34 protein-coding genes are annotated in these 22,851 nt (G+C 41.7%); 23 read left to right on the forward strand and 11 right to left on the reverse strand.

Annotated elements, in window-relative coordinates; genetic code table 11:
* The first annotated feature begins 5 nt into the window (after positions 1 to 5).
* The 3 genes from ACZ5OK_RS06955 (at position 6) to ACZ5OK_RS06965 (ending at position 3,971) form a co-directional block, all read left to right on the forward strand.
* Positions 6 to 2,039, forward strand: a complete 2,034-nt coding sequence (locus ACZ5OK_RS06955; protein ID WP_343840440.1) for an iron ABC transporter permease — start codon at positions 6 to 8, stop codon at positions 2,037 to 2,039.
* A 149-nt stretch (positions 2,040 to 2,188) separates the two neighbouring features.
* Positions 2,189 to 2,728 (forward strand): sigma-70 family RNA polymerase sigma factor, encoded by a 540-nt coding sequence (locus tag ACZ5OK_RS06960; protein WP_464758619.1) that lies wholly within the window; start codon positions 2,189 to 2,191, stop codon positions 2,726 to 2,728.
* Positions 2,715 to 3,971 (forward strand): DUF4179 domain-containing protein, encoded by a 1,257-nt coding sequence (locus ACZ5OK_RS06965; protein ID WP_343840446.1) that lies wholly within the window; start codon positions 2,715 to 2,717, stop codon positions 3,969 to 3,971. The genes ACZ5OK_RS06960 and ACZ5OK_RS06965 overlap by 14 nt, the downstream gene beginning before the upstream one ends.
* Before the next feature lie 155 nt (positions 3,972 to 4,126).
* Here the strand turns inward: ACZ5OK_RS06965 and ACZ5OK_RS06970 are convergent, their stop codons facing one another.
* On the reverse strand, positions 4,127 to 4,366 hold the full coding sequence (locus ACZ5OK_RS06970) for a YetF domain-containing protein (RefSeq protein ID WP_343840449.1): 240 nt from the start codon (positions 4,364 to 4,366) through the stop codon (positions 4,127 to 4,129).
* Positions 4,367 to 4,531: 165 nt separating this feature from the next.
* Here ACZ5OK_RS06970 and ACZ5OK_RS06975 point away from each other — a divergent pair, with 165 nt between their 5' ends.
* Genes ACZ5OK_RS06975 through ACZ5OK_RS07000 form a run of 6 tightly spaced genes read left to right on the forward strand, consistent with a single transcriptional unit; the run spans position 4,532 to position 7,103 of the window.
* A complete protein-coding gene (locus ACZ5OK_RS06975) occupies positions 4,532 to 4,846 on the forward strand; it encodes a hypothetical protein (protein ID WP_343840453.1) in 315 nt (104 codons plus the stop codon).
* Positions 4,847 to 4,903: 57 nt separating this feature from the next.
* The gene (locus ACZ5OK_RS06980) at positions 4,904 to 5,179 is read left to right on the forward strand and encodes a hypothetical protein (protein WP_343840456.1); all 276 of its coding nucleotides are present in this window, start codon (positions 4,904 to 4,906) and stop codon (positions 5,177 to 5,179) included.
* A 46-nt stretch (positions 5,180 to 5,225) separates the two neighbouring features.
* On the forward strand, positions 5,226 to 5,714 hold the full coding sequence (locus ACZ5OK_RS06985) for a GNAT family N-acetyltransferase (protein ID WP_343840459.1): 489 nt from the start codon (positions 5,226 to 5,228) through the stop codon (positions 5,712 to 5,714).
* A gap of 28 nt (positions 5,715 to 5,742) precedes the next feature.
* Positions 5,743 to 6,609 (forward strand): aminoglycoside 6-adenylyltransferase, encoded by an 867-nt coding sequence (locus ACZ5OK_RS06990; RefSeq protein ID WP_343840462.1) that lies wholly within the window; start codon positions 5,743 to 5,745, stop codon positions 6,607 to 6,609.
* Positions 6,610 to 6,652: 43 nt separating this feature from the next.
* Positions 6,653 to 6,910, forward strand: coding sequence for a hypothetical protein (locus ACZ5OK_RS06995; RefSeq protein ID WP_343840465.1), 258 nt, complete (start codon positions 6,653 to 6,655; stop codon positions 6,908 to 6,910).
* Entirely contained in the window at positions 6,888 to 7,103 is a 216-nt protein-coding gene (locus tag ACZ5OK_RS07000; RefSeq protein WP_343840468.1) for a hypothetical protein, read from the forward strand. The genes ACZ5OK_RS06995 and ACZ5OK_RS07000 overlap by 23 nt, the downstream gene beginning before the upstream one ends.
* A 224-nt stretch (positions 7,104 to 7,327) precedes the next feature.
* Here the strand turns inward: ACZ5OK_RS07000 and ACZ5OK_RS07005 are convergent, their stop codons facing one another.
* Positions 7,328 to 8,101, reverse strand: coding sequence for an ArsR/SmtB family transcription factor (locus ACZ5OK_RS07005; protein ID WP_343840471.1), 774 nt, complete (start codon positions 8,099 to 8,101; stop codon positions 7,328 to 7,330).
* A gap of 445 nt (positions 8,102 to 8,546) precedes the next feature.
* Between ACZ5OK_RS07005 and ACZ5OK_RS07010 the strand changes: the two genes are divergently transcribed.
* Complete coding sequence (locus ACZ5OK_RS07010) at positions 8,547 to 8,945, forward strand: VOC family protein (RefSeq protein WP_343840474.1); 399 nt, start codon at positions 8,547 to 8,549, stop codon at positions 8,943 to 8,945.
* A gap of 63 nt (positions 8,946 to 9,008) precedes the next feature.
* Here the strand turns inward: ACZ5OK_RS07010 and ACZ5OK_RS07015 are convergent, their stop codons facing one another.
* Entirely contained in the window at positions 9,009 to 9,281 is a 273-nt protein-coding gene (locus tag ACZ5OK_RS07015) for a hypothetical protein (RefSeq protein WP_343840477.1), read from the reverse strand.
* A gap of 198 nt (positions 9,282 to 9,479) precedes the next feature.
* Between ACZ5OK_RS07015 and ACZ5OK_RS07020 the strand changes: the two genes are divergently transcribed.
* The gene (locus ACZ5OK_RS07020; RefSeq protein ID WP_464758625.1) at positions 9,480 to 9,848 is read left to right on the forward strand and encodes a VOC family protein; all 369 of its coding nucleotides are present in this window, start codon (positions 9,480 to 9,482) and stop codon (positions 9,846 to 9,848) included.
* A 49-nt stretch (positions 9,849 to 9,897) separates the two neighbouring features.
* Here the strand turns inward: ACZ5OK_RS07020 and ACZ5OK_RS07025 are convergent, their stop codons facing one another.
* Entirely contained in the window at positions 9,898 to 10,062 is a 165-nt protein-coding gene (locus ACZ5OK_RS07025) for a hypothetical protein (RefSeq protein ID WP_343840483.1), read from the reverse strand.
* 658 nt (positions 10,063 to 10,720) lie between these two features.
* Between ACZ5OK_RS07025 and ACZ5OK_RS07030 the strand changes: the two genes are divergently transcribed.
* Entirely contained in the window at positions 10,721 to 11,158 is a 438-nt protein-coding gene (locus tag ACZ5OK_RS07030; protein WP_343840486.1) for a GNAT family N-acetyltransferase, read from the forward strand.
* Between the two features lie 210 nt (positions 11,159 to 11,368).
* Positions 11,369 to 11,650: a hypothetical protein gene (locus ACZ5OK_RS07035; protein WP_343840488.1), complete on the forward strand. Its 282-nt coding sequence runs from the start codon at positions 11,369 to 11,371 to the stop codon at positions 11,648 to 11,650.
* A gap of 74 nt (positions 11,651 to 11,724) precedes the next feature.
* On the opposite strand, the gene msrA is transcribed toward ACZ5OK_RS07035, so the two are convergent.
* Positions 11,725 to 12,252 carry a peptide-methionine (S)-S-oxide reductase MsrA gene (gene msrA, locus ACZ5OK_RS07040; protein ID WP_343840490.1) on the reverse strand — a complete coding sequence of 176 codons (528 nt, stop codon included), beginning with the start codon at positions 12,250 to 12,252 and terminating at the stop codon, positions 11,725 to 11,727.
* A gap of 158 nt (positions 12,253 to 12,410) precedes the next feature.
* Between msrA and ACZ5OK_RS07045 the strand changes: the two genes are divergently transcribed.
* From ACZ5OK_RS07045 to ACZ5OK_RS07075, 7 genes are all read left to right on the forward strand, one after another.
* Positions 12,411 to 13,133, forward strand: coding sequence for a ZIP family metal transporter (locus tag ACZ5OK_RS07045; protein ID WP_343840493.1), 723 nt, complete (start codon positions 12,411 to 12,413; stop codon positions 13,131 to 13,133).
* A 219-nt stretch (positions 13,134 to 13,352) separates the two neighbouring features.
* Entirely contained in the window at positions 13,353 to 13,535 is a 183-nt protein-coding gene (locus ACZ5OK_RS07050; RefSeq protein WP_343840495.1) for a PspC domain-containing protein, read from the forward strand.
* 27 nt (positions 13,536 to 13,562) lie between these two features.
* Positions 13,563 to 14,318, forward strand: a complete 756-nt coding sequence (locus tag ACZ5OK_RS07055; protein ID WP_343840497.1) for a DUF4181 domain-containing protein — start codon at positions 13,563 to 13,565, stop codon at positions 14,316 to 14,318.
* A gap of 170 nt (positions 14,319 to 14,488) precedes the next feature.
* The gene (locus ACZ5OK_RS07060; protein WP_343841492.1) at positions 14,489 to 15,214 is read left to right on the forward strand and encodes an MOSC domain-containing protein; all 726 of its coding nucleotides are present in this window, start codon (positions 14,489 to 14,491) and stop codon (positions 15,212 to 15,214) included.
* A gap of 126 nt (positions 15,215 to 15,340) precedes the next feature.
* Positions 15,341 to 15,556, forward strand: a complete 216-nt coding sequence (locus ACZ5OK_RS07065) for a hypothetical protein (protein ID WP_343840499.1) — start codon at positions 15,341 to 15,343, stop codon at positions 15,554 to 15,556.
* 128 nt (positions 15,557 to 15,684) lie between these two features.
* The gene (locus ACZ5OK_RS07070; RefSeq protein WP_343840500.1) at positions 15,685 to 16,602 is read left to right on the forward strand and encodes an aldo/keto reductase; all 918 of its coding nucleotides are present in this window, start codon (positions 15,685 to 15,687) and stop codon (positions 16,600 to 16,602) included.
* Between the two features lie 25 nt (positions 16,603 to 16,627).
* Positions 16,628 to 16,801 carry a hypothetical protein gene (locus tag ACZ5OK_RS07075; RefSeq protein ID WP_343840503.1) on the forward strand — a complete coding sequence of 58 codons (174 nt, stop codon included), beginning with the start codon at positions 16,628 to 16,630 and terminating at the stop codon, positions 16,799 to 16,801.
* A 56-nt stretch (positions 16,802 to 16,857) separates the two neighbouring features.
* Here ACZ5OK_RS07075 and ACZ5OK_RS07080 read toward each other — a convergent pair whose 3' ends face one another.
* The 6 genes from ACZ5OK_RS07080 to ACZ5OK_RS07105 all read right to left on the reverse strand — a co-directional run bounded on the left by ACZ5OK_RS07080 (position 16,858) and on the right by ACZ5OK_RS07105 (position 20,849).
* On the reverse strand, positions 16,858 to 17,727 hold the full coding sequence (locus ACZ5OK_RS07080) for a coiled-coil domain-containing protein (protein WP_343840506.1): 870 nt from the start codon (positions 17,725 to 17,727) through the stop codon (positions 16,858 to 16,860).
* A gap of 211 nt (positions 17,728 to 17,938) precedes the next feature.
* Positions 17,939 to 18,151 carry a hypothetical protein gene (locus ACZ5OK_RS07085; RefSeq protein WP_343840507.1) on the reverse strand — a complete coding sequence of 71 codons (213 nt, stop codon included), beginning with the start codon at positions 18,149 to 18,151 and terminating at the stop codon, positions 17,939 to 17,941.
* A complete protein-coding gene (locus ACZ5OK_RS07090; protein ID WP_343840510.1) occupies positions 18,148 to 19,437 on the reverse strand; it encodes a replicative DNA helicase in 1,290 nt (429 codons plus the stop codon). The genes ACZ5OK_RS07085 and ACZ5OK_RS07090 overlap by 4 nt, the downstream gene beginning before the upstream one ends.
* 5 nt (positions 19,438 to 19,442) lie before the next feature.
* Complete coding sequence (locus ACZ5OK_RS07095; protein WP_343840513.1) at positions 19,443 to 20,333, reverse strand: DUF4373 domain-containing protein; 891 nt, start codon at positions 20,331 to 20,333, stop codon at positions 19,443 to 19,445.
* Positions 20,305 to 20,529 carry a hypothetical protein gene (locus tag ACZ5OK_RS07100; RefSeq protein WP_343840516.1) on the reverse strand — a complete coding sequence of 75 codons (225 nt, stop codon included), beginning with the start codon at positions 20,527 to 20,529 and terminating at the stop codon, positions 20,305 to 20,307. Before ACZ5OK_RS07100 ends, ACZ5OK_RS07095 begins: the two co-directional genes overlap by 29 nt.
* 203 nt (positions 20,530 to 20,732) lie before the next feature.
* Positions 20,733 to 20,849, reverse strand: coding sequence for a YjcZ family sporulation protein (locus ACZ5OK_RS07105; RefSeq protein ID WP_162038774.1), 117 nt, complete (start codon positions 20,847 to 20,849; stop codon positions 20,733 to 20,735).
* A 171-nt stretch (positions 20,850 to 21,020) separates the two neighbouring features.
* Here ACZ5OK_RS07105 and ACZ5OK_RS07110 point away from each other — a divergent pair, with 171 nt between their 5' ends.
* From ACZ5OK_RS07110 to ACZ5OK_RS07120, 3 genes are all read left to right on the forward strand, one after another.
* Positions 21,021 to 21,548: a D-glycero-alpha-D-manno-heptose-1,7-bisphosphate 7-phosphatase gene (locus ACZ5OK_RS07110; RefSeq protein WP_343840521.1), complete on the forward strand. Its 528-nt coding sequence runs from the start codon at positions 21,021 to 21,023 to the stop codon at positions 21,546 to 21,548.
* A gap of 85 nt (positions 21,549 to 21,633) precedes the next feature.
* Positions 21,634 to 21,837, forward strand: coding sequence for a CDGSH iron-sulfur domain-containing protein (locus ACZ5OK_RS07115; protein WP_343840525.1), 204 nt, complete (start codon positions 21,634 to 21,636; stop codon positions 21,835 to 21,837).
* Between the two features lie 316 nt (positions 21,838 to 22,153).
* Positions 22,154 to 22,651 carry a GNAT family N-acetyltransferase gene (locus tag ACZ5OK_RS07120; protein WP_343840528.1) on the forward strand — a complete coding sequence of 166 codons (498 nt, stop codon included), beginning with the start codon at positions 22,154 to 22,156 and terminating at the stop codon, positions 22,649 to 22,651.
* Positions 22,652 to 22,851: the final 200 nt, after the last annotated feature.

Here is a 22,851-nt window from a genome sequence, read left to right on the forward strand (position 1 = left end):
TGTAGATGAAGGGTACAAATAAGTGGATAAAAGCGGTTCTCACCTTTGGAGGGGGAGCCGCCCTTTTGTTTTTATTGATTTTTATACATATAAACCAGGGGAATGTACATATTCCCGTTTCAACCGTGCTTGAATCGATTTTTGCCCCAAAGGATCTGATCGAACACCATACGGTCCGCTATTTACGTATGCCTCGTGTTGTGATCGGCATTTTAGCCGGGGGAGCACTGGCTGTCTCAGGTGTCATTCTGCAGACGGTTACAAAGAACCCGCTCGCTTCAGCCAGTACGTTGGGGATTCATTCCGGAACGTACTTCGCTGTTGTGTTTGCCACGGTCTTTTTCCCGTCAGCTTTAGGGGCAAACGGCCTGTTTGTGGCGATGCTCGGTGGTCTGATTACCGCCTTTTTAGTCTATGCTCTGTCAGGTGCCGGTTCAACCGCAACGCCTGTAAAAATGGTGTTAGCGGGCATGGTCGTCAGTATCATGTTCTCCTCCTTTACGTCCGTGATTCAAATCTTTTATGAATATGAAACCAGTGGACTGTTTTTATGGGGATCGGGCTCGCTTGTGCAAAATAACTGGTCCGGGGTTCAGTTTGCCCTGCCATTGGTCATCATCAGTTTTATTATCCTGTTATTTATGTCCCAAAAGCTTGATATTTTGAGACTTGGTGAGGAAGTGTCCACTTCTCTTGGCCAAAATGTGAATCAGGTGAAATTATTTGCTTTACTGAATGCGGTCTTTTTAACGGCTGTAACGGTCAGTGTTGTAGGTCCGATTGGTTTTGTCGGTCTTATCGCCCCTCATCTAGTCAAGTTAATCGGATATCGTCATCACGGGCTACTGCTTCCGGCTGCTTTTTTGTGGGGAGCCAACGTATTAATCGGTGCAGACGTGCTGGCCCGTATTATGGATGATTCCTTCTCTGAGCTTCCGGTTGGTGCGGTGACCGCATTAATTGGGGCGCCGTGGTTAATCATTCTTGTTGTCCGGAATTTCCGGACAGGCTCAGGTGAAAAAGGGGCCATTTCAGCCGGTCGTGTACAGCTGCCCTTTTCTCCTAAGTGGTTGTTTCCATCGTTAATACTGGTTCTCATGCTGGCGATTTTTATCGGCATTTCGACCGGGAATTACGGAGTGGAGATAGGGGTTACCATAGATGCGATTACCGGAAACAGCAATGAATTTATGCGTAATTTAATTTTTGACTTGCGTCTGCCAAGAATACTCGTTGCCGCGGTCAGTGGCGCCGGCCTTGCCATTGCAGGTCTGGTTTTGCAGGGCATTCTGAGAAATCCGCTGGCTGATCCATCCGTCATCGGGATTACGTCAGGGGCAGGGGTTGGTGCCCTGATCGTTCTCTATGTCTTAAGTTTACCGGCGTTCTTTATTCCAATCGGAGCATTTATCGGTGCGATTCTTGCCTTCCTGCTGATTATGTTCTTTTCACTGAAATCCAATTTTCAGCCATCCGTTGTGGCCTTACTTGGAATTGGGGTATCGGCATTTGGTTCCTCGATTATTCAGATTTTAGTTGTGGAAGCAGATATGGGGGTTGCGGCTGCTTTAACCTGGCTGTCAGGAAGTACGTATGCTAAGGGGTGGACAGAGCTTGTTCAATATTTGATCATTCCTGTTCTCATCACTCTTCCGCTGTTATTCTTACACATGAAAAAGCTGGATGTCCTGTCTTTAGGGGATGAGGCTGCTTCAGGCCTGGGCTTAAAAGTCAAATCCACACGCTTTTTCATGGCGATGCTGGCAACGATTTTAGCAGCGGGCAGTGTAGCAACGGTCGGAACCATTGGATTTGTCGGGTTGATTGCACCCCATCTGTCCCGCATTTTAATTGGACCCAAGAATAAGCAGTTGTTGCCTTTAACGGCGATGACAGGGGCGATTTTCCTGACGATTGCTGATATATTAAGCCGCACCTTGCTCGTGCCAAAGGAAATCCCATCCGGAGTGCTCGTGGCTCTAATTGGTGCACCGTACTTTTTATGGCTCATGAAGCGGACGAATAAAGTACGGCGGTAACCGGGGGATTGTTCTTCCCTGTCATTCCAGTCATTGATGATAAGGAAGCAGAAACTCTTCAGGGGTTTCTGCTTTTTTCGTGGTAAATTCTCTATAAAAATGAACTTTTTGAGGCTTTCCATGCTCATATATACGAGAGAGGTGATAACTTGAAGGTAAGGCAGATGGTCAAGAAGGCAAAGAAGGGGGACAAAGAGTCACTCTTAAAACTCATCATGGATCAAAAGGAGGATTACTATAAAATCGCCTATTCATATATGGGAAATCAGCATGACGCACTTGATGCAATGGAAGATATGATTGTAAAACTTTATGAAAAAATTGATCAACTAAAGAAACATGACTCCTTCTATAGCTGGAGCAAAAAAATATTGGTTCATTGCTGTTATTCCATTTACAGAAGCAGAAGCAAAGTGGTTTTGGTTGATGAATGGCAGGACCAAATGAGCACTTCAGGTCATAGCCGTGAACACAACCAGGTCGATAAAAATATGGATATTCATCAATGGTTATCGATGATTAATCCCAGGCAGGCAGAGGCGATTAAACTTCGCTATTTTCAGGATTTGGATTACCAATCGATTGCGAACATGACAAATACATCCCTTGGCACAGTAAAATCCCGTATATTTAATGGTTTGAAAAAATTACATAAATTATCTGGAGGTGCCTTGAATGAAGAAAATTGAACGCATGTTAAATGAGGAAAAACAAAGAATTGACCATAAACAAGCACCACCTGAACTCGAGGAACGATTGAGAACGGCTTTATCCAATGAAGAAAAACATAGAAGCTTCCGAATTCCATTTATTTGGAAGACTGTTGCTGCCATCATGCTTGTTGTGATCCTGGCCGGGTATAACTATCAGGCATTAGCTTATTACGGGAAACGAATTACAGGTTTTGATGGAGTCGTGTCCGATACTTTGCAGGACTTAAATGAGGCTGGTTTGGGACAAGTAATCGATAAAGAGGTTCCTTTAAAGGAAGGAGTCACGATGAAAATCGATGGATTAATGTCTGATGAAAACAGGCTGATTCTCTACTATACTATGACTTCCGAAAAAGGAAACTTGGATGAGCCTGCCTACACCTTTCATCCGTCAAAAATAACCGGGTTGTTTACGGACGCTAAGTTTGAAAGTGGCGGAGGGCAAATGAACCAGGCAAACACTGAACTGAAGGGAACTTATACCTTTGAACCGCCATGTCCATTCGCGAAGGAGCTTACCCTTCACTTTAATCAGCTGAATAAGCAGGTGACCTTTGATTATGATCCATCAAAAGCGATGGAAGCAAGCATTAAACAGAACATCAATGAAGAGGTAACTGTAGACGCAGGGAAAATCCGCTTCGATACCATAACAGCAACTCCGACATTAACAACCATTAAAGGTACAACCGATGTGAATATCAACCAAATGATCCAGCCATTTGAAAACATCAGGTTAATGGCCAATGGTGAACCTGTTCAGCCAAAAGGCGGAGGATACAGTCATTCCTTTGGCAGGACAAATTTTGAATTAGAGTATGATGCACTGCCAAAGAACCTGGATAATCTCGAGCTTAAAGTGGAGAAGTTCCCAGGTTCTGAAATGGTCAATGAGAAATTCCCGCTAAAAAGGGGAGAAACGCTGAATGTTTCAGGTTATGACATCGTGATTAAAGATGTATCAGTGACCAATAAACAAACCAAACTCACGGTTGTTACAGACGAATCTGTCAAGCTTAAGAATGTTTCCATTGGGGATCAGTCACATCAGACGCCCCTTACAGAAACGGTGAACCAGAAGCTGAACAAGGAGAAGGATCATCTATCCGTAGAACGTACCCTTATATTCGATTCCCCAGCCTCCGCGGATTATCTTTATATAGAAAGTATGGAATTTATGAAGCCCTATAATAAAGGAATTCAGATTGTGGGAAATTGACAGGACGGGATAAGCTTCAAAACCTTCCACGACTAGTGCAGAATAGGTGGCAGGTTTTGAAGATTTTCTTTGTTTTTTATACTTACATGCAGTTCATTCAAATCGTTAATAGCCGCATAAAAGACCTCGTTTATATCACCAATATTTTTCCTTTTTTACTCCTCATAAAGCCATGATTCATTTAAATTCCTGGAATACAGGACCTTTTCATAAATCTCACCATCAATCACGATGGGTACATCCATTCCCTTACTGTAAGCATTCGGCTGTGGCAGAATATGTTCCGCTCGTGCCGCTTCCTTTTCAGGATACTGTTTAACAGATAAATACCCATTTGCTTCAATGATGGCCATTTCAACATCCTGCACATTAAAGATTTGCTGTTCTCGTAACATTTGTAATCATTTTAATATGACACAGATATTTAATAATTATTTACATGTAATAAAACGTGGTGACTATCATTCACAAAATCCTTTAGATAACTAAGAAACTTTTGGATGTTTTAAAACGTAGAACCATTTTAAAGACATCTAAAATAAAGAGGGAGGGGGCAAAACATGAAAAAAGTTGCGATTCATTCTTTTATATGGGCGGTCATGATCGCCGCTATTGTGTGGGGAGCAAGTTTGATCTTTGCTTTTTCATATGGTGAGTGGAGCTTTCTTATTGGACTGGGGTTATCGGTTGTCCTTTACTTTTTTAATAGTAGTGGTGGCGTATTATCAAAAATGGCTGCTTACGAGGCAAGTGAAACAGGCTGGAAAATTCAGAAAGACAGCAACGAACTGAAAGCGAACGTTGGTCCTTTATTCTTTGGCTCTGTATTGTATACGCTTATCAGCTTCATAGCGACGATCATCTTATATTTTTAACGATACTGAAACTGTAATGGAATTGTATTTATCAATGAGAAGGAGGAATAGGAAATCATGGAGTATGCCATTATCACTCTGCTTACTCTAATCATTTTATTTTTACTTATAAAAGTCAGTCGGCTGGAACGTCGTTTAAAAGGTCTGCAGGATACATTGCGCCAACAAACCCACCAGGGAAAATTTGACGAAAATCCGGTTGAGGAGGAATTGTATCGCCTCATTCGAGAAGGAAAAGATGTGAAAGCGGTGAAGAAGGCGAGAGAAGCATTTGGATTTTCCTTAATTGAAGGGAAGAGGTATATTGATCAGTTAAAGGCAGATAGATATTAAGGTTATCCTTAAATTAAAATAATCCCCGTTTAAGGGAGGTGGGGAAGTGCGGATTCGTCAAGCATTGGTGAGTGATGCGCTGGATATTGCAAAAGTACAGGTGAACAGCTGGAAGACAACTTATAAGGGGATTGTACCTTCTTCGTACTTAAATCAAATGACCTTTGAACGTCGCCAGCCTAAATGGGAGGAACTGATCCGTAAAACTCCTGTATTTGTGGCTGAAAATAAAAGTGGTGAGATTGTAGGCTTTGCTAATGGCGGAAATGAGCGAACAGGCACGTATCCCGGCTATCCAGGAGAGCTGTATGCCATTTATTTGTTACAGGAATATCAACGGATGGGAGTAGGACAGGAATTATGGAAGAACGTTGTTGATGTTCTCCGTCAAAATGGAATGGATGCGTTGCTTGTATGGGTGTTAAAGGATAATCCCTCCCGCTTCTTTTACGAAAGCCTAGGGGCTGAAGAGATCGACCAAAAAGAAATCGAAATCGGGGGTAAAAGACTTATAGAAGTGGCTTATGGCTGGTAGAGTGAAAAAATTCAGGGAGGGGAATCTAGTGAATGAGCAATCTTATGAAAGGATCCTCAGAAACTTTTTAAACTTTGCAGAGGAAAATGAAAATATTCGAGCTGTTGTGATGGTTGGATCAAGGGCCAGAAGCCATAAGACCGCTGATCAATGGTCTGACATGGATCTGGTGATAGTAGCGCAGAATCCTGACCTGCTGCTCTATCAAGAATCATGGCTTGGAAAAGTCGGAAAGTCGTATATTACTTTTTTGGAACAGACAGCTGTCGGGGATGGAACAGAGCGGAGAGTATTATTTGAAGACGGAGTGGATGTTGATTTTTCTATTATTCCTTTATCGGTCCTTCAAAACTTAATCCATAGTGATGAAGTGAAGGCTGTGTTTAGAAAAGGTTATAAAGTCCTGCTGGATAAGGATCAGTTGACATCGTTCTTAGAGGAAAACACTAAAGCCGTCCAAAAATCAATGGTTCCGCTCCAAGAAAAGGATTTACGCCAGCTGATCCATGACTTCTTGTATCATGCGGTTTTAGCTGCAAAGAAACTCCGGCGAGGGGAACTGCTGGAAGGGAAATCAATCAGTGACTCTTATATGAAGCATCAATTGGTTCAGCTCATTCGGGTTCAAACCCAAATCAAAAGAGGGGGGGATGCTGAAACCTGGCATGGCTATCGATTTTTTGAAGAATGGGCGGATTCATCGGTACTTCAACGATTTCAGGACTTGTATGCCAGATATGATCAGCAGGAAATATGGATAGCGCTTAAGAAGACGATGATGGTGTTCGGTGAAATTGCCAGGGAGGTTTGTGCTTCGATGGATGTTTCCTATCCGTTTGTGGCTGAACGTTATGCAAATCAACTTGTGAGTCGTCTGCATCGGGGTATACAATAAAGTTAGATAAGGAGATAAAACCATAACTACAGAAAAAGAAAAAATGCTAAACGGAAACGATTATTATGCAGATGATCCGGAATTAATAAAAGAACGATTGATGCCCCGCGGAATGCTGTGGTGGGTGGGAATCCTGCCAGGGTCATCAAAAATATGGAGAGTGGTCAATCAGGATCCAGGTGCAGAACTAATGCGGATGCTCTCCTCATTCAGTCTTTCATACTCTGCTGCTGACAGGGAAATACTAACGTTTAAGCAGAGGACAAGGAGGGTCAATCATGGGCAGGAAAAACCGTTTTGAAAAGGATATGGAAAATGTAAAAGCAGAAACAGACAGTTCAGCTGTATTAAACGATGTTGTGGATTCAGAATTTGAACAGTATCCCGGCCACCATGAAAAATTAACCGAAGACGATTCCCTTACACCTTATCAGGAAATTGTCCAAAATAACACAGACGGGAAGACATGGAGTACAAAGGATGATCAAGTGTGATAGCAACGGGACAGCCTACGTGTGAACTGTCCCGTTACATAGGCTTGCCTTCATTATGAATCGTGCTTCTTTAGTCTTCCATAAAGTGAAACTTCCATCAGTGGGGGTTTTCTCCATCCCCCACTGATGGTTAGTTGAACTGATCATGAATTTACTGGCCGTTTATCCCCGACTTCGTCTTGTTGGGGTACCTTCAAGACTTGAAGTGGGGGTATTACGGCCAGTTAATGTGTGAAAAACTGTTTAAAATTATGAAGTAGCCCGTTCCATCCTTCTCGGTAATCCTTTTCCCATGCAGGGTCTATCATTCCGTAAACAGTGTGGTCCAGCTGTAAAATTGTCTCATTTGCAGCCGTTTCTCTTAATTTAAACTTATAATAGCTGTTTACTGCTCCTGTTATTCCTAATGGTCCTTGAAAATGCAGTTCTTCATTCGGTTTGATGATCATGATCGTTGCCCATAGCGCCTGCTTTCCATCCGCGGATTTTTCCATAAACCTCCCTCCAATTTCGTTCTCCACAAAAAGCTCCGAATCATCAAATAAACGAATGGACCACCATTGATCAATATCCTCCGTCAATGCTTTAAATAGGTTTGTTTTACTGCCCTGAATGCTTATCTCCTGTGAAATTTGAAAGGAATCTTTCTCCCTCAGATTTGGCATACTGGAAACACGCTCCTTTTCCTCAAAAAAGTTTTTTACATTCATCAATGAATCGGCATCTTCAGCCTGAAATCGGTTCATCCACCTCCTGTAAACTTCCTGCAGAGGAACAGCATGAAAATAATTGATTTTTTCCCGCCCTTTTTTTCTTGTGAGGACAAGCTGGGAGGCTTCCAGTATATTCAAATGTTTCATTACGGCATATCTGGATACGTCAAAATGGTCACAAATTTCACCTGTTGTTAAAGGATGATGGGATAATACATCAATAATGGTTCTTCTGATGGGATGGGCAAGGGCCTGAAATACATCATTAAGGTTATCGTTTTCCATACAATTCCTCCTAATATGTTACCGATTCGTAACATATATATTATGTGATTAAAAAGTATCATAAATAAACGGATAAGTAAAGAAAATATTTTAATAATTTGAAAATTGAAAGGAAATCATGAAGTTTTAGCGAATCTTTATCACGTATTAACTGGCTGTAATACCCCCACTTCAAGTTTTGAGGCTAACCTAACAAGACTAAGTGGGGGATAAACGGCCAGTAAAAACCTGATAAGTTCAACTAACAAGAAAAGCGGAGGCGACCGTTTAGGCCCGACGGCATAAGCAGAATATCCGGAGTGGCCGAACTTTGGCCATGGAGGGTATTCTGCTTATGACCGCTTGGGCCTGGGAGCCGCAGCTGGACAAATCAGTGGTGGATGGAGAAAACCCCCACTGATGGAAGTTTCACTTTATTGTTAATCGTGATGAAAGGGGCGTTCGTATGTTTTTTGAGATGACGATTCAAATGAGGGTGGATGATTTCCTCAAGGGCCGGTTATGGTATATAAAGCTGCTTCAACGGCAACCAGATTTTGAGCCTCATGAGGGGATTGCTGAGTGGGAGATCGTACCTGGAAGCTGGTTACAACTGGCAGAAGGAACACCTGGTAAAGACAGTGGTCCTTTACGATTAGGAGTCGAGGACATCGAAACAGAACGACATAGACTGGTAAGCGAGCTCGATGTGGATGAGTTTTCCATATATACGAGGGATGAGGTTCCCGTTCACTGGGCTACATTTTTGGACCCTTGGGGGAATCGGTTAGGGTTATTTGAATATAAAAATAAACTTGAAGAGAAGGATAGGATTCAAACTGTATTAGGCAGGCGAAAGGTTTAAAAAGAGGAATAATAACGCTTGGATTGGTTAATCCAAGCGCTTAGGTAGTATGGAAGTTTCACTTTATACGTCGTCACTATGCTGTTCGACTTCCTGAATGTGCTGACGTGTATCATGGAGCTGCTCAAATGCCTGCTGGAATTGGGGATTTTCGGTTGCTTCCGTGCCTGATTGATCCTGAGCATTTTGCAGCTCCTGTTCCGCTTGTCTGAGCACCTGTTTTGCCTGTTCGACAAGCTGGGGGTCCGTTCCCTGAGACAGGCGCACAGCCTCCTGTGCTTTATCAATTTGCTGACTGGCCTGTTGCAATTTTTGATGTAAATGTTCCTGTGACATACTTTTATCCTCCATTATTGAATCATTTCGATACATAGTGTTTGTTATTTTGATACGATTATGTGTTTTTCTATATAGAGAAAGACAAAAAATGGTTTGATATTACTAATTTCATTTAATATCGCAGGGAATTTTTGGGATAGATAGAACTTATATAGAGTGAAACTTTACCTTAAAAGTAGAAAGGGGATCTTATATTTGGCAAGCCCAATCAAAAACAAAGTGCGCGCAGTGTTTATTCCGGTAAGTAATGTAAAAAAAGCAAAGGAATGGTACTCGAAAATGCTGGGGATTGAAAATGGAGAGGTTTATTTTGATCATATATTCGCAGCTGAGATGGATGGGGCAGGAATGATATTGGATACGATGCCGATGTGGCGTAAGGAAAATGAAGACCTTCCAACCTACAATGTACCAGCTGTTCAGTTTGGCACGAATGATATAAAGGCGTCCTTTCAATTTATGAAAGAGAATGGTGTTGAGCTCGTGACTGATATTCAGCATGATCATTTTTTTGTATTTAAAGATCCGGATGGAAATATGTTGATGGTGTGTGAAGATAAATGAGGAATAAGGAATAATCAAGGACTACATGACTATTCCCGTGAATTTGGTGTTATGAATGATGATCCGCGTTTTCAGCCTTTTCTTCTTTTGTTTTCTCCTGCAAATACTGTCCCAGGGCTGAACGCTCTATGCCATTTTTGACAGCCGTTTCAATGATTAAATATAAAATGCTTAAAAACACAATGGTCATGGTAATGTAGAGTAAAATGCCCATGTTTATCCTCCCTTGATTCATTCAAATACTATCTTACCATTGTATCGGAAAAATTTGAATTAATTTTTATCACGCATTACTGTCCGTATTACCCCCCACTTCAAGTCTTGAAAGTAACTCAACAAGAATAAGTGGGGGATATACGACCAGTAAATTTCTGATAAGTTCAACTAACCATCAGTGGGGGATGGAAAACCTCCACTGATGGAAGTTTCACCTTATTCTGTATTTTGGTTCAGCTGTTCCGAGGCCTTCCTCCCACGACGAATAGGACGTTATAGTGTCGGTGTGAGCACAGGACGTTCCGCTTTTAACCGACCAGGAGTCTCCGCTAAAACAGCGATTCACTCCGTTCTAACATTGGATACTATTGAGTTATGACCAGATTTCAATATACTTACATAAGAAAATCCCATTTAGTGGAGGCAGAACACGTAGACTCCTATGGGAACAGCCCGTGGTGAAGGCCCCGCAGGAAGCGTTTTTTGCTTCCGAGGAGACTGAGGCCGGGCCCATGGAAAGCGAAGTGTTCTGCCGGAACGTATGCATACACTCATCATGAATCAGAACAAATAAGTGTTATTTAAACGATATTGTCCTTTAAAAAGCAACAAATCGCTACAAAACGAGCCAATAAATAAAACTGGAGGATGAATAGATGAACTCAATCTCAATAAAAGAACTCACATCCCGGGAGGAAATTTTGGAAGCCTATCCGGTTATGCAGCAACTACGAACACACCTGACTGAAGAAGCGTATCTTGATCTCGTGATGGAAGCGCAGGAAAAGGATCAGTATAAACTGGCGGTATTATTAGATGGTGATAAAATCGTTGCTGTGACCGGTTTTAAGCCGATGATTACTCTCTATTACGGCAGATTCGTATGGGTGTGTGATCTCGTTACAGACGAAGCGGTACGTTCAAAGGGCTACGGAGAAAAACTATTAAGCTATGTGGAGTACTGGGCGAAAAAGCATGATTATGAGAGAATCGCTCTTTCTTCCGGACTACAACGAAAAGACGCCCATCGATTTTATGAGGAGAAAATGGACTATCATAAAGCAAGCTATGTCTTTAAGAAGGACGATCTTTAAATGGATGAAGGGGAGGTAGTAGTGAATTGGGGTTATATTCTAATCAGCGCCGTCTGGATTGCCTATTTTTTCAGAACCAGACGTGTAAAGGCGACGTTCGTACACTAGTTAAGATATGGATTTTAAGAAAAATTCAATCGAAATATCTTCTAAAACAGGAAATGGTGCATAAGATAATTTCGCAAAAGTTTTTTTAGGGGGGGAATTTGAGTGCAATTTATAGTCAACTTTGTCGGTTACTGTGTCTCAAAGAGAAAGAGTCTGGTTTATCGCACAACAAATCATCAGGACTATGTAAAAGTAATCGATCAATTAAATACAGCAGATGTCAGCTATAAGCAGGAAGTGACTGGCATGGTTTCATCGGTCCCGGGAGGTTCCTATGTTAACCTGGGTAATGATTATAGAATCTACGTAAACAATGAGAATAAGGGAAAAGCCCTTCGAGTGATCCATCGAATGGAGGATCAGAACATCCTTCAGGCCAGGTGATCCTAGATAAAAAGCAGTCTGATTCGGCTAGATATCAGACTGCTTACTTTTCCGTAGAATTCAAATGTGATTCGTTATTCTTTCCAATGTTCAGCTATAAACTCATCCCGACCTGACTTTGCCCGGTCTTCCGTGTAATAGTCAGGGTTTTTCTTGTAAAAATCCTGATGCTCCTCTTCCGCTTCATAAAAAGCCTGTGCGGGTAAAATCTCCGTAACGATCGGATCCTTAAATTTTCCGCTGGCTGCTAACTCCGCTTTTGTACGTTCGGCCAATTCTTTTTGGATTTCATTATGATAAAAAATAGCGGTACGATACTGGCTCCCCCGGTCATGAAACTGGCCGTCAGGATCTGTAGGATCAATTTGCTGCCAGTACAGTTCCAATAATTTTTCATAAGGAAAAAGCTTAGGATCATAGGTGATTTGCACGGATTCATAGTGACCGGTTTCACCTGTTTTCACCTGTTCATAAGAAGGATTCTCCACATGTCCGCCGGTATACCCGGAAACAATGCCGTGAATCCCCTCCCATTGATCAAACGGCTTAACCATACACCAGAAACAACCGCCGGCAAATGTCGCTTTTTGTAATTCACTCATAGTCATCATACTTTCTTTTTAAGGTGTAAAAATTATATCACTATCCTGCAAAAATCTTCAACGAATTTTCATCATTCGAAAAAAGGGAATGGATGTATGTTCCCTTCAAGTGCATGGAATCCTAAGAAGTACCAATATTATTAAAAGGAGATAAGTAAATGCTACAGGCATTGTTATGGGGTGGACTAGCTGGTTCAGCCCTTTTTATTGGGGGAATCATCGGTCTCTACTTTAACATAAAAAAGACCATGATTGCTTATGTTATGGCCTTTGGATCGGGGGTTTTAATCGGAGCTTCTTCGTTTGAAATGCTCTATCCATCAGCAGAAGACGAAGGGCTGGTACCAACAACGATCGGGTTTATTTCCGGTGCGTTATTTTTCACCATTATTAATCTTTTTCTCGATAAAAAAGGAGCGAATGAACGAAAACGATCACGGCAAAATCCTGAGGGGCATTCCGGTCTGGCGATTTTTATTGGAACCTTAATTGATTCCCTGCCTGAAGCTGTGGTCATCGGGATCAGCATGATTGATACAAAAGTGAGTATGGTTCTTGTGTCTGCCATTTTCATCAGTAATTTACCAGAAGGATTGTCCAGTACGATTGGGTTGAAGGAAAGCCAGTATTCCAAAGCTAAAATTTTGATTCTCTGGACGACCGTTTTTATCATAACAGGCCTGTGTTCTTTAGGGGGATATGTACTCTTAGATGATGTTTCCGGCCATGTGATCGCCATCATTAATACGTTTGCAGCAGGTGGAATTGTAGCCATGGTCAGCTCTACAATGATGCCTGAAGCCTATGAGGATGGTGGAGCCATAGTCGGGATGATTACATCTGTGGGATTGATTATTTCCTTGGTTTTATCGGTACTGTAAACAGGAGCAGGGATAAATTTAATGAAGATGACGCGAATCTCCGCGTCATTTTTTACTGCAATCTTAAGTTCGATTATGGTAAAATTATACAAGTAAAGTTTACGGAATATTATAAAAGATGATTCATCTTGAAACTTAGTGAACAGATAAGACGTAATGAGATTAGAAACTGAAAAGTAAAATGACACCAATACAAGAAGCGCAAGGAGGGAGAAGAACGTGACATTCAACCTTAAAAAGTCGGCAACAGATAAATCCATAGCCGGAGTCTGCGGAGGAATCGCATCGTTTTTCGGTATATCTTCTCTGCTTGTTCGGGTACTGTTTATTTTTATTCCTGTTAATCTGCTTATTTACATCATTCTGGCCAACCTCATGGACGAAACCCCATCTTCATTGTAGTTCATTTTTTTAATAAGGAGCGTTTGTATGTATATGACTTTTTTGATGGGGGTCGCTATAGCCTATACTTTGGCTTACCTGTTTTTACGGAAAAAATTCGACTTACCTAAAAAGCCGTACAAGGAGGAACCACCCTGGCCGGAATTTCCCGAAGCCTTTTTCATTATTTTTGTGGCAGTGCTGATGTTCATTCTGTCAGGTTTTGTCTGGGAATGGGATGACGGGCTGGAAGGGACCTATGGCCTGCTGTTATTAAGCGGATTATTTGGATTTCGGGCATTCTCGCAATGGAAACATAATAGGGCACAAAAATTTCACATCCTTAACTTTTTAAATAGCGGAATGGCCCTTTTGATCTTTTTTGGCTTTATCTTCATTTCCTATGCGAGAGATATTGAGTACACCTATGAGGCTATATATTTTACAGAGCAGGGGAGAGATCCTGAAGTCATTGAAATTGACTTTAGGGGAGAAAAGCAAAGGAATCTACTGTTCGGATATACTTTAGAAGGTCAATGGAACATTAATGATCATGAATTTTTCCTTTATTCAGGTCGAGATGAGTTTAGAGAAACCCCTTTTGTGGACCGATTCAATGGATCCAATCGACATTACAGACTGCATGAATTTAATGGTATTCGAAAAGGCGAGCTATGGATATCGAGGGATTTACAAACCTTTGCAGGATCCTTCCAAGATTCAGAAGAACGAGTCAGATTTGCGTTTCCCGCCGATAGCGTTCATGAAGCCGAGCAATTATTTGAGACGTTACCTGAAGAATAGATACATGCAGAATACAGCTGAAGGACAGAATTGGGTATAATGAACAGATCCATTCATAATAACTACAGAACCCTTTGCATTTTGTGTTAAAGTAAAAGATAAGGGTAAAGAAAATTGTGTTTTTATATGATTTGGAAGGGTATGACAAAAGGGGTAGGGGAGTGAATGAATTGTTCATCGGTCATATAAAAGAAATCGTTCGACATCCGGTAAAATCGTTTCGCGGGGAGCGTGTACAGAAAACAAAAATCATGGATTATGGGTTATACGGAGACCGCAGTCATGCTTATGCAGACGCAGATACAGGAAAATTTCTGACCATAACCCAGCTACAGGAAATGGTACAATATCAGGCCCGATTTGCGGGAGAACCCTCCATGGAACAATATCCTGATGTAGAGGTCATCACACCTGAAGGGAAGGTTTATCATTGGGATGATGAGGATCTCATAAAAGAATTGGAGCACCTATCAAACCGAACCATTACGACCAGAGAATATCGCCCGACACATGTGCCAATTGGACCTATTGCTGTGGAAAATATTTTGCTTGCGACAGATGCTTCTTTAGAGAAACTGGAGGATTTGTGGGGCAAGGATCAGGTGGATTCAAGGCGATTTCGTCCCAATTTAATACTTTCGTTAAATGAAAAGATTCCTTTTGTGGAAGATGATTGGATTGGACGTCGGATGAAAATTGGAAATGAAACGGAAATTGAATTCGTCGGACATTGTAAAAGGTGTATGATTATTACAGTTGATCCTGATCATGCTGGGCGGGATGCAAGTCTGCATAAAACACTTATAAAAGAAAGGAACAATAATTTTGGCGTATATGCTTCTGTCAAAAGAACAGGTGACATTTACGCCGGTGATGAAGTTCATCTTCTTGACTGATATCTTCACTCATAACCGGACCAGATACCAAATAAAAGTCTCACAGACGGAACAGCCAGTAAGAGCTACAATAATTCAAACAGAATGGAGGAACAAATATTGTACAAATCTGACTCACGATTACCCATGAAAAAATTGACGGATCATCCGGCTGCACTGATGTTTGCAGGAATTGCTTTTATACTATTAGGGGCAGAAGGGATGGTTCAGCTCTTTCATAGTACATATGGATTCGACATTTTCATGGGAATCGCACTTGGAGTAATTGGACTTTTCGCAGGCTTTTTCCTGATGAAACGTTCATTAAGCCTGAAAAATCAAAAAGAAGAGGAGCAGCGTTAGCCTGGGGAGGGCTAACGTCATTAGCCCATTAGGAAAGTTGCTTCAACCATAGATTTAATTAATCTGAATCCTTTGATTTGCCAGATCCATTTCCGGTAGAATAAAACTGAATAGAAAGGGTGTGTCTTATGAAAAAGTTAAAATTAGGGACTAGTGATTTAAACGTTTCCAACATTTCGTTAGGTTGCATGCGTATGGGAAAGTTGTCAAAAGATCAAGCAGCAAAGGTTATTAACAGTGCTCTAGATGCTGGTATTGATTTTTTTGACCATGCGGATATTTATGCTGATGGCAAATCAGAGGAGATTTTTTCTGATGCTATAGGTATGAACTCTTCTGTACGGGAGAACATTGTGCTACAGACAAAAACGGGTATACGTAAAGGATATTTTGATTTTTCCAAAGAACATATTGTAGGATCGGTTGAAGAAAGCTTAAAGCGTTTAAAAACAGATTATATTGATGTATTGCTATTGCATCGTCCAGACACATTGGTAGAACCAGAAGAGGTTGCAGAAGCCTTCCATGAGCTAAAGAAAAGTGGAAAAGTGAATCATTTTGGTGTAAGCAATCACAATCCTCTGCAAATTGAGCTGTTGAAAAAATATGTAGAGCAGGATTTGATTGTGAATCAGCTTCAGTTAAGTGTTATGCATACCGGAATGATTGATAAAGGCTTGTACGTGAACATGAAGCATGAAAATGGATTGGACAGGGATGGAAGTCTTCTGGATTACAGTCGCTTACATAATATGACCATCCAGGCCTGGTCTCCGTTTCAATATGGATTTTTTGAAGGAGTCTTTGTGGATCATGATCAATTTCCAGAGTTAAATGAAAAACTTAAGGAAGTTGGCGATAAGTATGGAATCAATAAATCTGCAACGGCCATTGCCTGGATCTTACGTCACCCGGCCAGGATTCAACCGATTCTGGGCTCGATGAATCCAGAGCGCATCACGAATATTGCCAAGGCATCTGAGGTGGTTATGACAAGGGAAGAATGGTATGAAATTTACCGTGCAGCAGGGAATGAACTGCCATAAGTAAACATGGTGGGGGGAGTCATAGATGAAAATTTTGAGGGCTTTAGTATTTGTGTGCACCATAGGTCTGTTCTTATATGCCGTAATAGGAACGTTGATCTGGGATTATGACGTTCCTCTTTATGGATATGGAGCACTGCTAATGGTCTCGGTTACTTCTGTTGTACTGGAAAAACAGGTGCAGATGAGTAAGGGTTAAGGGATGCGATATCGAGGGCTGTCCGCTTTACTTTTTATAAGGATGATGAACATTCCCTACTTTTCAGGATAGCCCTCGTTTAATATCGCTTCATGTCTGATGGATCTTTCCGAAAGGGTTCGAACGATTTTGTGCTGTACCGATAGATACTCCTCCAGATTTTGATAAGTTTCCGGAATCGCACCGATTTTCCGTTCAATTCTAATCAGTCCATCCCCAAATTGAGCCAGTTGTTTTTCAAATTGCTCTTGTTTCTCAGCAAATTGATGTTGTTCTTTGCTTAATTGATCAAGCTTTATGGCAAACTGATCTTGTCGTTCATCAAACTGATCCAATCGTTTCCCAAATTGATCAAGCTTTACGGCAAACTGATCCTGTCGTTCATCAAACTGATCCAATCGTTTCCCAAATTGATCAAGCTTTACGGCAAACTGATCTTGTCGTTCATCAAACTGATCCAATCGTTTTCCAAATTGATCAAGCTTTACGGCAAACTGATCTTGTCGTTCATCAAACTGATCCAATCGTTTTCCAAATTGATCAAGTTTTACGGCAAACTGATCCTGTCGCTTATCAAACTGATCCAATCGTTTTCCAAATTGATCAAGCTTTACGGCAAACTGATCTTGTCGTTCATCAAACTGATCCAATCGTTTCCCAAATTGATCAAGCTTTTCCGCAAACTGATCCTGTCGCTCATCAGACTTATCGAGTCTCACTGCGAATTGATCCAGTTTTTCGGAAAAATGCTTCTGGTTCTCCTCCAATTTTATTTGTCTGACCGTTAAATCAGATACCTTTTCTGATAGTTTGGCTTGTTCAGTTTCCAGACGTGCCTGTCCTTCCGATAGTTTATCGAAAGACTGCTGTAGTCGATCCTGTCCATTCTTAAGGTTAAGTAATAATTGCTTGGCTTCCTGGTCCACGACTTCACCTCCTTTTGGCAGTATATCCTTCTTTTGTGAATCTGTTAAATACAGACTTTTCCTTTTTTAGCTATGGAACGAATGAAGAATTTGCGAAATGGCTGGTGGGAATTTGTATTTTTAAGAGGTTGGATTTTATACACCTTAATTATATCAAACTTTTTCACGACCTAAATATCTTTTACAAATTTGTCCTGGTATTTCTATATTTCTATGCCTTCTTTTTACATTCCAGATATTCCTTGTAAGCGATTAGCCTTGCATTCATTTTGGATTTATGATGATCCTGAAGGTAGGGTTGCAGGCTGTTTACGTCATCCAGGAGAGTTAACAGCTTTCGTTCGTTGACCAGATAGTCGATTAAAAGTGTAAGGGAGGGGTAATCCTCCACAAAGGATTCATAATAGAGCTCTTTGATTTTCATCGTTTCACCTCATCAAAAAATGTATTGGTTTCCTTTTCAAAGGTCAGGGGAATGGTTCCGGTTGCACCGTTGCGATTTTTGGCAATAATCACTTCCGTCCGCTGATCGTTATCCTGATTCTGGTAATAGCCATCCCGATAAAGAAAGGTAACGACATCGGCAATCTGTTCAATGGAGCCGGATTCCCTTAAATCACTCATATTGGGGCGTTTATCCAGTCGCTTTTCAACACCCCGATTCAGTTGGGCCAAAACGATGACCGGTATTTTTAAGTCCTTGGCCATCTGTTTTAAGTCCTGCACAATATCTGTTACATCTTTATGGGTGTTCTGCGAAGGGCTCGGATGTTTCAGAAGCGTTAAAAAATCAATGGCCACGATATGCTTTTGCTCGGGATAATCCTTCATATTTTTCCGGACAGCCGCGCGAATATCAGGGACCGTATACTCCTCGCGAATGTCAAATTTCAGCCGTTCAAGCTCTCCGACTGTATGGCTGTATTTTTCCCAATCTTGATCCTGAAACACTTTGTTTGGATTTCGAAGTTTCATTAAATTAATGCGGCCTTCAATGGCGATCAGACGGTCAATAATCTGATCACTGGCCATTTCTATAGAGAAGAGGGTGGCAAAATAAGGTGTTTGTTTGGCGGCATAAAGAAGACTGTTTAAAACAAAGGCTGTTTTCCCCATGGAGGGGCGGCCGCCGACAATGATCAAATCAGCAGGCTGCCATCCATCCGTAAAGGCGTTAATCTCCTTAAACCCGGTATGAACACCGCTTAGACCGACTGTTGGACTGTTGTGATGATTAATCACCCGTTGTTTCAGCTGGTCATGAAAGGAAAGCTGCTTTTTTACGGTGGAGGCTTCGAGTTTACTCAGCTGGCTGATCATCGTTTCTAAATGAATCATATCGTGGCTGTGGTGGCATTCATTCAGAAACTGATTGGCAATATCCTGAGCCTTAAAAATCGCATGAAAGCTGCGAATCCCATCCTGATATCTGGAGAAGGCTTTAAGGGAGGGGACCGATTGATAGAGCTCCCTTAGTCGGTCCTTACCGCCAAACTGACTGACTTTAGTATCCTTCTGCTGGGAGAGGGAAATAATATCCGTATCGTTTCCCCGATTGTGTAAGTCCAGCATATTCTGGAATAAAGCGCGATTTTTTTCATGAATAAAATGAGCAGGTAGGAGGTTTACTTCCTCTATTAACTCAGGCTCCTGAAGAATAGACCCTAAGAGGAAGCATTCGTTATCATACTGAAATTGAAGATTGGCCATCGTTATCATTCCTTAAATAAAAAAGTATTTGGACTTGGTTGCTGATGATAAGGCATTGGAGTTGAGGGTTCCGAATTCTGTTCTCTTGCTGCTTTTATTTTGATGATCAGCTGATCGAATTTTTTACGAAGCTTGTCCATCGATAAAATATTGGATTTCCAGAATGAATCCGCTTGACTCCAGCGGATGAGCCATTCAATCTGTTCATACGTTCGCCGGTCCTGTTCATGCATCAGCCGGCAATCCTGGGCCCATTTTTCAATGTTGGGTTTCTTTACATGGGGATTGTTCTGTTTCATAAGGTCAAAGAGTAAGGTCGCCATTTCTAAATCCCTGGGGTTATACTTCGTGGGCGGAGATGTTTGTGTTTCTTTATTTTGCTTTTCTTTTCTTTGGGATTTTTGGCTGTCGGAATGCTGGCGTTCGACGGGGTTTTTGTTTACATTGACTTCCTTTCCGTCTTGATCAACCAGGTAAATCGCCGTTTTTGAATGCCCTAAAATGGATTCGAGATCCTCGAGTAAAAAGTAATGTTTACAAATGCGCACTTCTTTGCGACGTTTGACGGCTTCCAAGTAACGCTTCTGGATGCCATGACTAGTAAGCACACCGTATTTTTCATAGAGGGTCTTGTTAAACAGGCCTTCGTTTAAGCAATCTGAAACAATCTGCTGCACCTTTTCCTGATTCATATGGATCCGTTTGGAGAAGAGCAGTTCTTCCCGCTCGGACCACGCATACACATAGCCTTCCTTATAGATTTTCATCAGAAGCTTAATCATGACCCCAAACCCTTCAATGCCATGCCTGGCCTCAATCAGGGCTACTTTATCATCCTGATCAATATCAACATCTAATGGGAAATAATCAATCCCTGCTTTCAGTGGTCGAACCAATGGACGTCAACTCCTTTTCGATTTTGGATTTGGAACATTCGCGGCAATAGGCAAATGACTGGTGAATCAGCATTAACTCGCAGTCGGGAAAGGCTTTTGGTAACCAGCACTTGACTTCCTGAAAAAACTTCTTCGTATTCTCGTTTCGAATCATCATAAGTTCATAGGGAAGGGGGACTTTCACCCAATGCTTCAAACAATCACTCCTTTTTTGGTCAAATAGCTTTTCTGTGACTATAATCGTTCAGTCTGTGTTTTTCGTGTCTATCAAAATCAGAAAAGAGGTGCGTTTTTGTTAACAGAAACGGCTGACATAAAAAAAGCCCCACTTAGGGAAGTGGGGATGGGTTGATGGGTTACGGTAAAACAGGTTATGGCTGACTCAAAAAGGTTTACACATTAATAACCGCCAGAGAAACCGCCGTAGTTCGTGCCGACAATAATCAGCAGAATAAACAGTACGACGATCAGCACAAACATGCTATTCTGGCCTCCGTATCCGCCGCCGTATCCCATACGTTCACCTCCTTTTTCTTTTGTTAGTATTCTATGAAGACGTACCGAAAACTAGCATGATACCTATCTTGTTTCTATGAAAAATAGATTGATGAACGAGTTATGGCTATCATAAATTTAAGCGCAATGGCTATACTGCCTGGTAAAAGGATTCGTTAAAGAGGTGATGGAATGCATGCTGGAATGTTTTTGGACCGTGATGGAGTGATCAATGAAGTATTAAGTGAACGGGTAAAATTTGTGAACCAGCCTGAAGATTTTTACCTTCTTGAAGGAGCAGGTGAAGCGATTCGTATATTGAACGAAAAAGGGTATAAGGTGTTTGTCGTGACTAATCAGGGCGGGATTGGTCTTGGGTATATGGAGGAGGAAAATTTGCATGCGATCCATGAGAAAATGAGAGAGGACTTAGCAGCGTATGAAGCAAGGGTGGAGGAAATTGCCTATTGTCCCCATAAACCCCATGACCAATGCGCCTGCCGTAAGCCAAAGCCGAAAATGATTGAGGATCTCGCAGAAGCGTATGACATTGATTTATCCAGGAGCTATATGGTCGGGGACCGAAAGCCTGATATAGAAGCAGGCCAGGCAGCAGGAACAAAAACCGTATATGTTGGCCGTCGGAAAAAAGAAGCCCAGGCAGATTTATACTATGACGATTTGCTTTCCTTTGCCCGGGACTGTCCCCACGTGCTTTAAAGCGCTAAAGTGAACATAAATATTTTAAATTTTCGCTTTTTTATATTATGATAAAGGGGATGATCAATAAAGGGGAGGCGATTTTGTGAGTGAAAAGGTAACGATTAAGGTTAATGATAACGGATCTTACCGCATCAAAGGGGATGTAGAACTGGTGGATGCTGAAGGAAATGTATTTGAAACGAAATCAAGCTTTTCTCTGTGCCGCTGCGGTCATTCCGCCAACAAGCCATTTTGTGATGGTACACATAAGAAAATCGGCTTTGACAGTGAGCCAAGAGCGAAATAAGCTATGAATGGCATAAGGAAATCGAGTGTGTAACCGACAGGGCTCGCACTCGATTTCTCTTCCGCCTCATGCAGATATCAAAGGACTAATCAGCACCATAAGAATCACTTCTCGTCAAAGAACAGGAGATGGATTCACTCATCCACGCGAGTTATTTCCTGAACTTTCTTCCCATGAATCTGTTGGTACTCCACAAATTTTGAAACCTGCTCCTCCTACATTTCGTATACTGCATAAAAGCCCATATTTCAGAACCTGTCATCGTAAGAATCCAATCTGCGAATCATTAAAATTCGGCAAAAGATGAGGTGTGAACATGGAAATATCCATTCAAAAACCGAAGCCTGAACATGCGGAGGCCATTGCCTCTATATGTGCTAAGGGATGGCGCCAGACGGTTGAAGGGACATTAAGTGCGGAATATCAGCGTAAAAATATTGAATACTGGTACAATACAGATCGTGTCACGAAAGACATTCAAAATGGCGCTTATACTTATATTGCATCAGCAGGGAATAACGTGGCAGGAGTCATTGGCGGTGCCCCCACTGGACCTGAAGAAGGGGAGATTTTTGTTCTTTATGTAGATGAGCATTATCGCTATCAAGGGATTGGAAGGAAGCTGCTTAAAGCTTTGACAGATGACCAGCTGAAAGAAGGAGTGAAAAGGCAATGGGTGTCTGTCCAGGAGGATAATCAGTACGGCCTTCCTTTTTACCAAGCACGGGGATTTGTGTTTGACAGAAAAAGGGTGACACAAACAGAAACGGGAGAAGAGCAGGTTTCCTTAAGGTTTTCGAGATCGATTGGTTAAAGCGGTTCGTTTACCACTGAATCCTGAGGTACTTATAAATCACCTGAGAAGTCTTAATTCAAGGCTACCGCTAAAGACAGGTGATGATACATACTGAAAGGGGTGTGTTCGTTGCAGGACCCAGTCGGGAATTGTCAAAACTGTGGTGAAATGGTTTACTGTAAGGATGGGTTTTTAGACGGGGTTCATGAAGGAGGAAA

It is taken from the genome of Salinibacillus aidingensis, assembly GCF_055393355.1.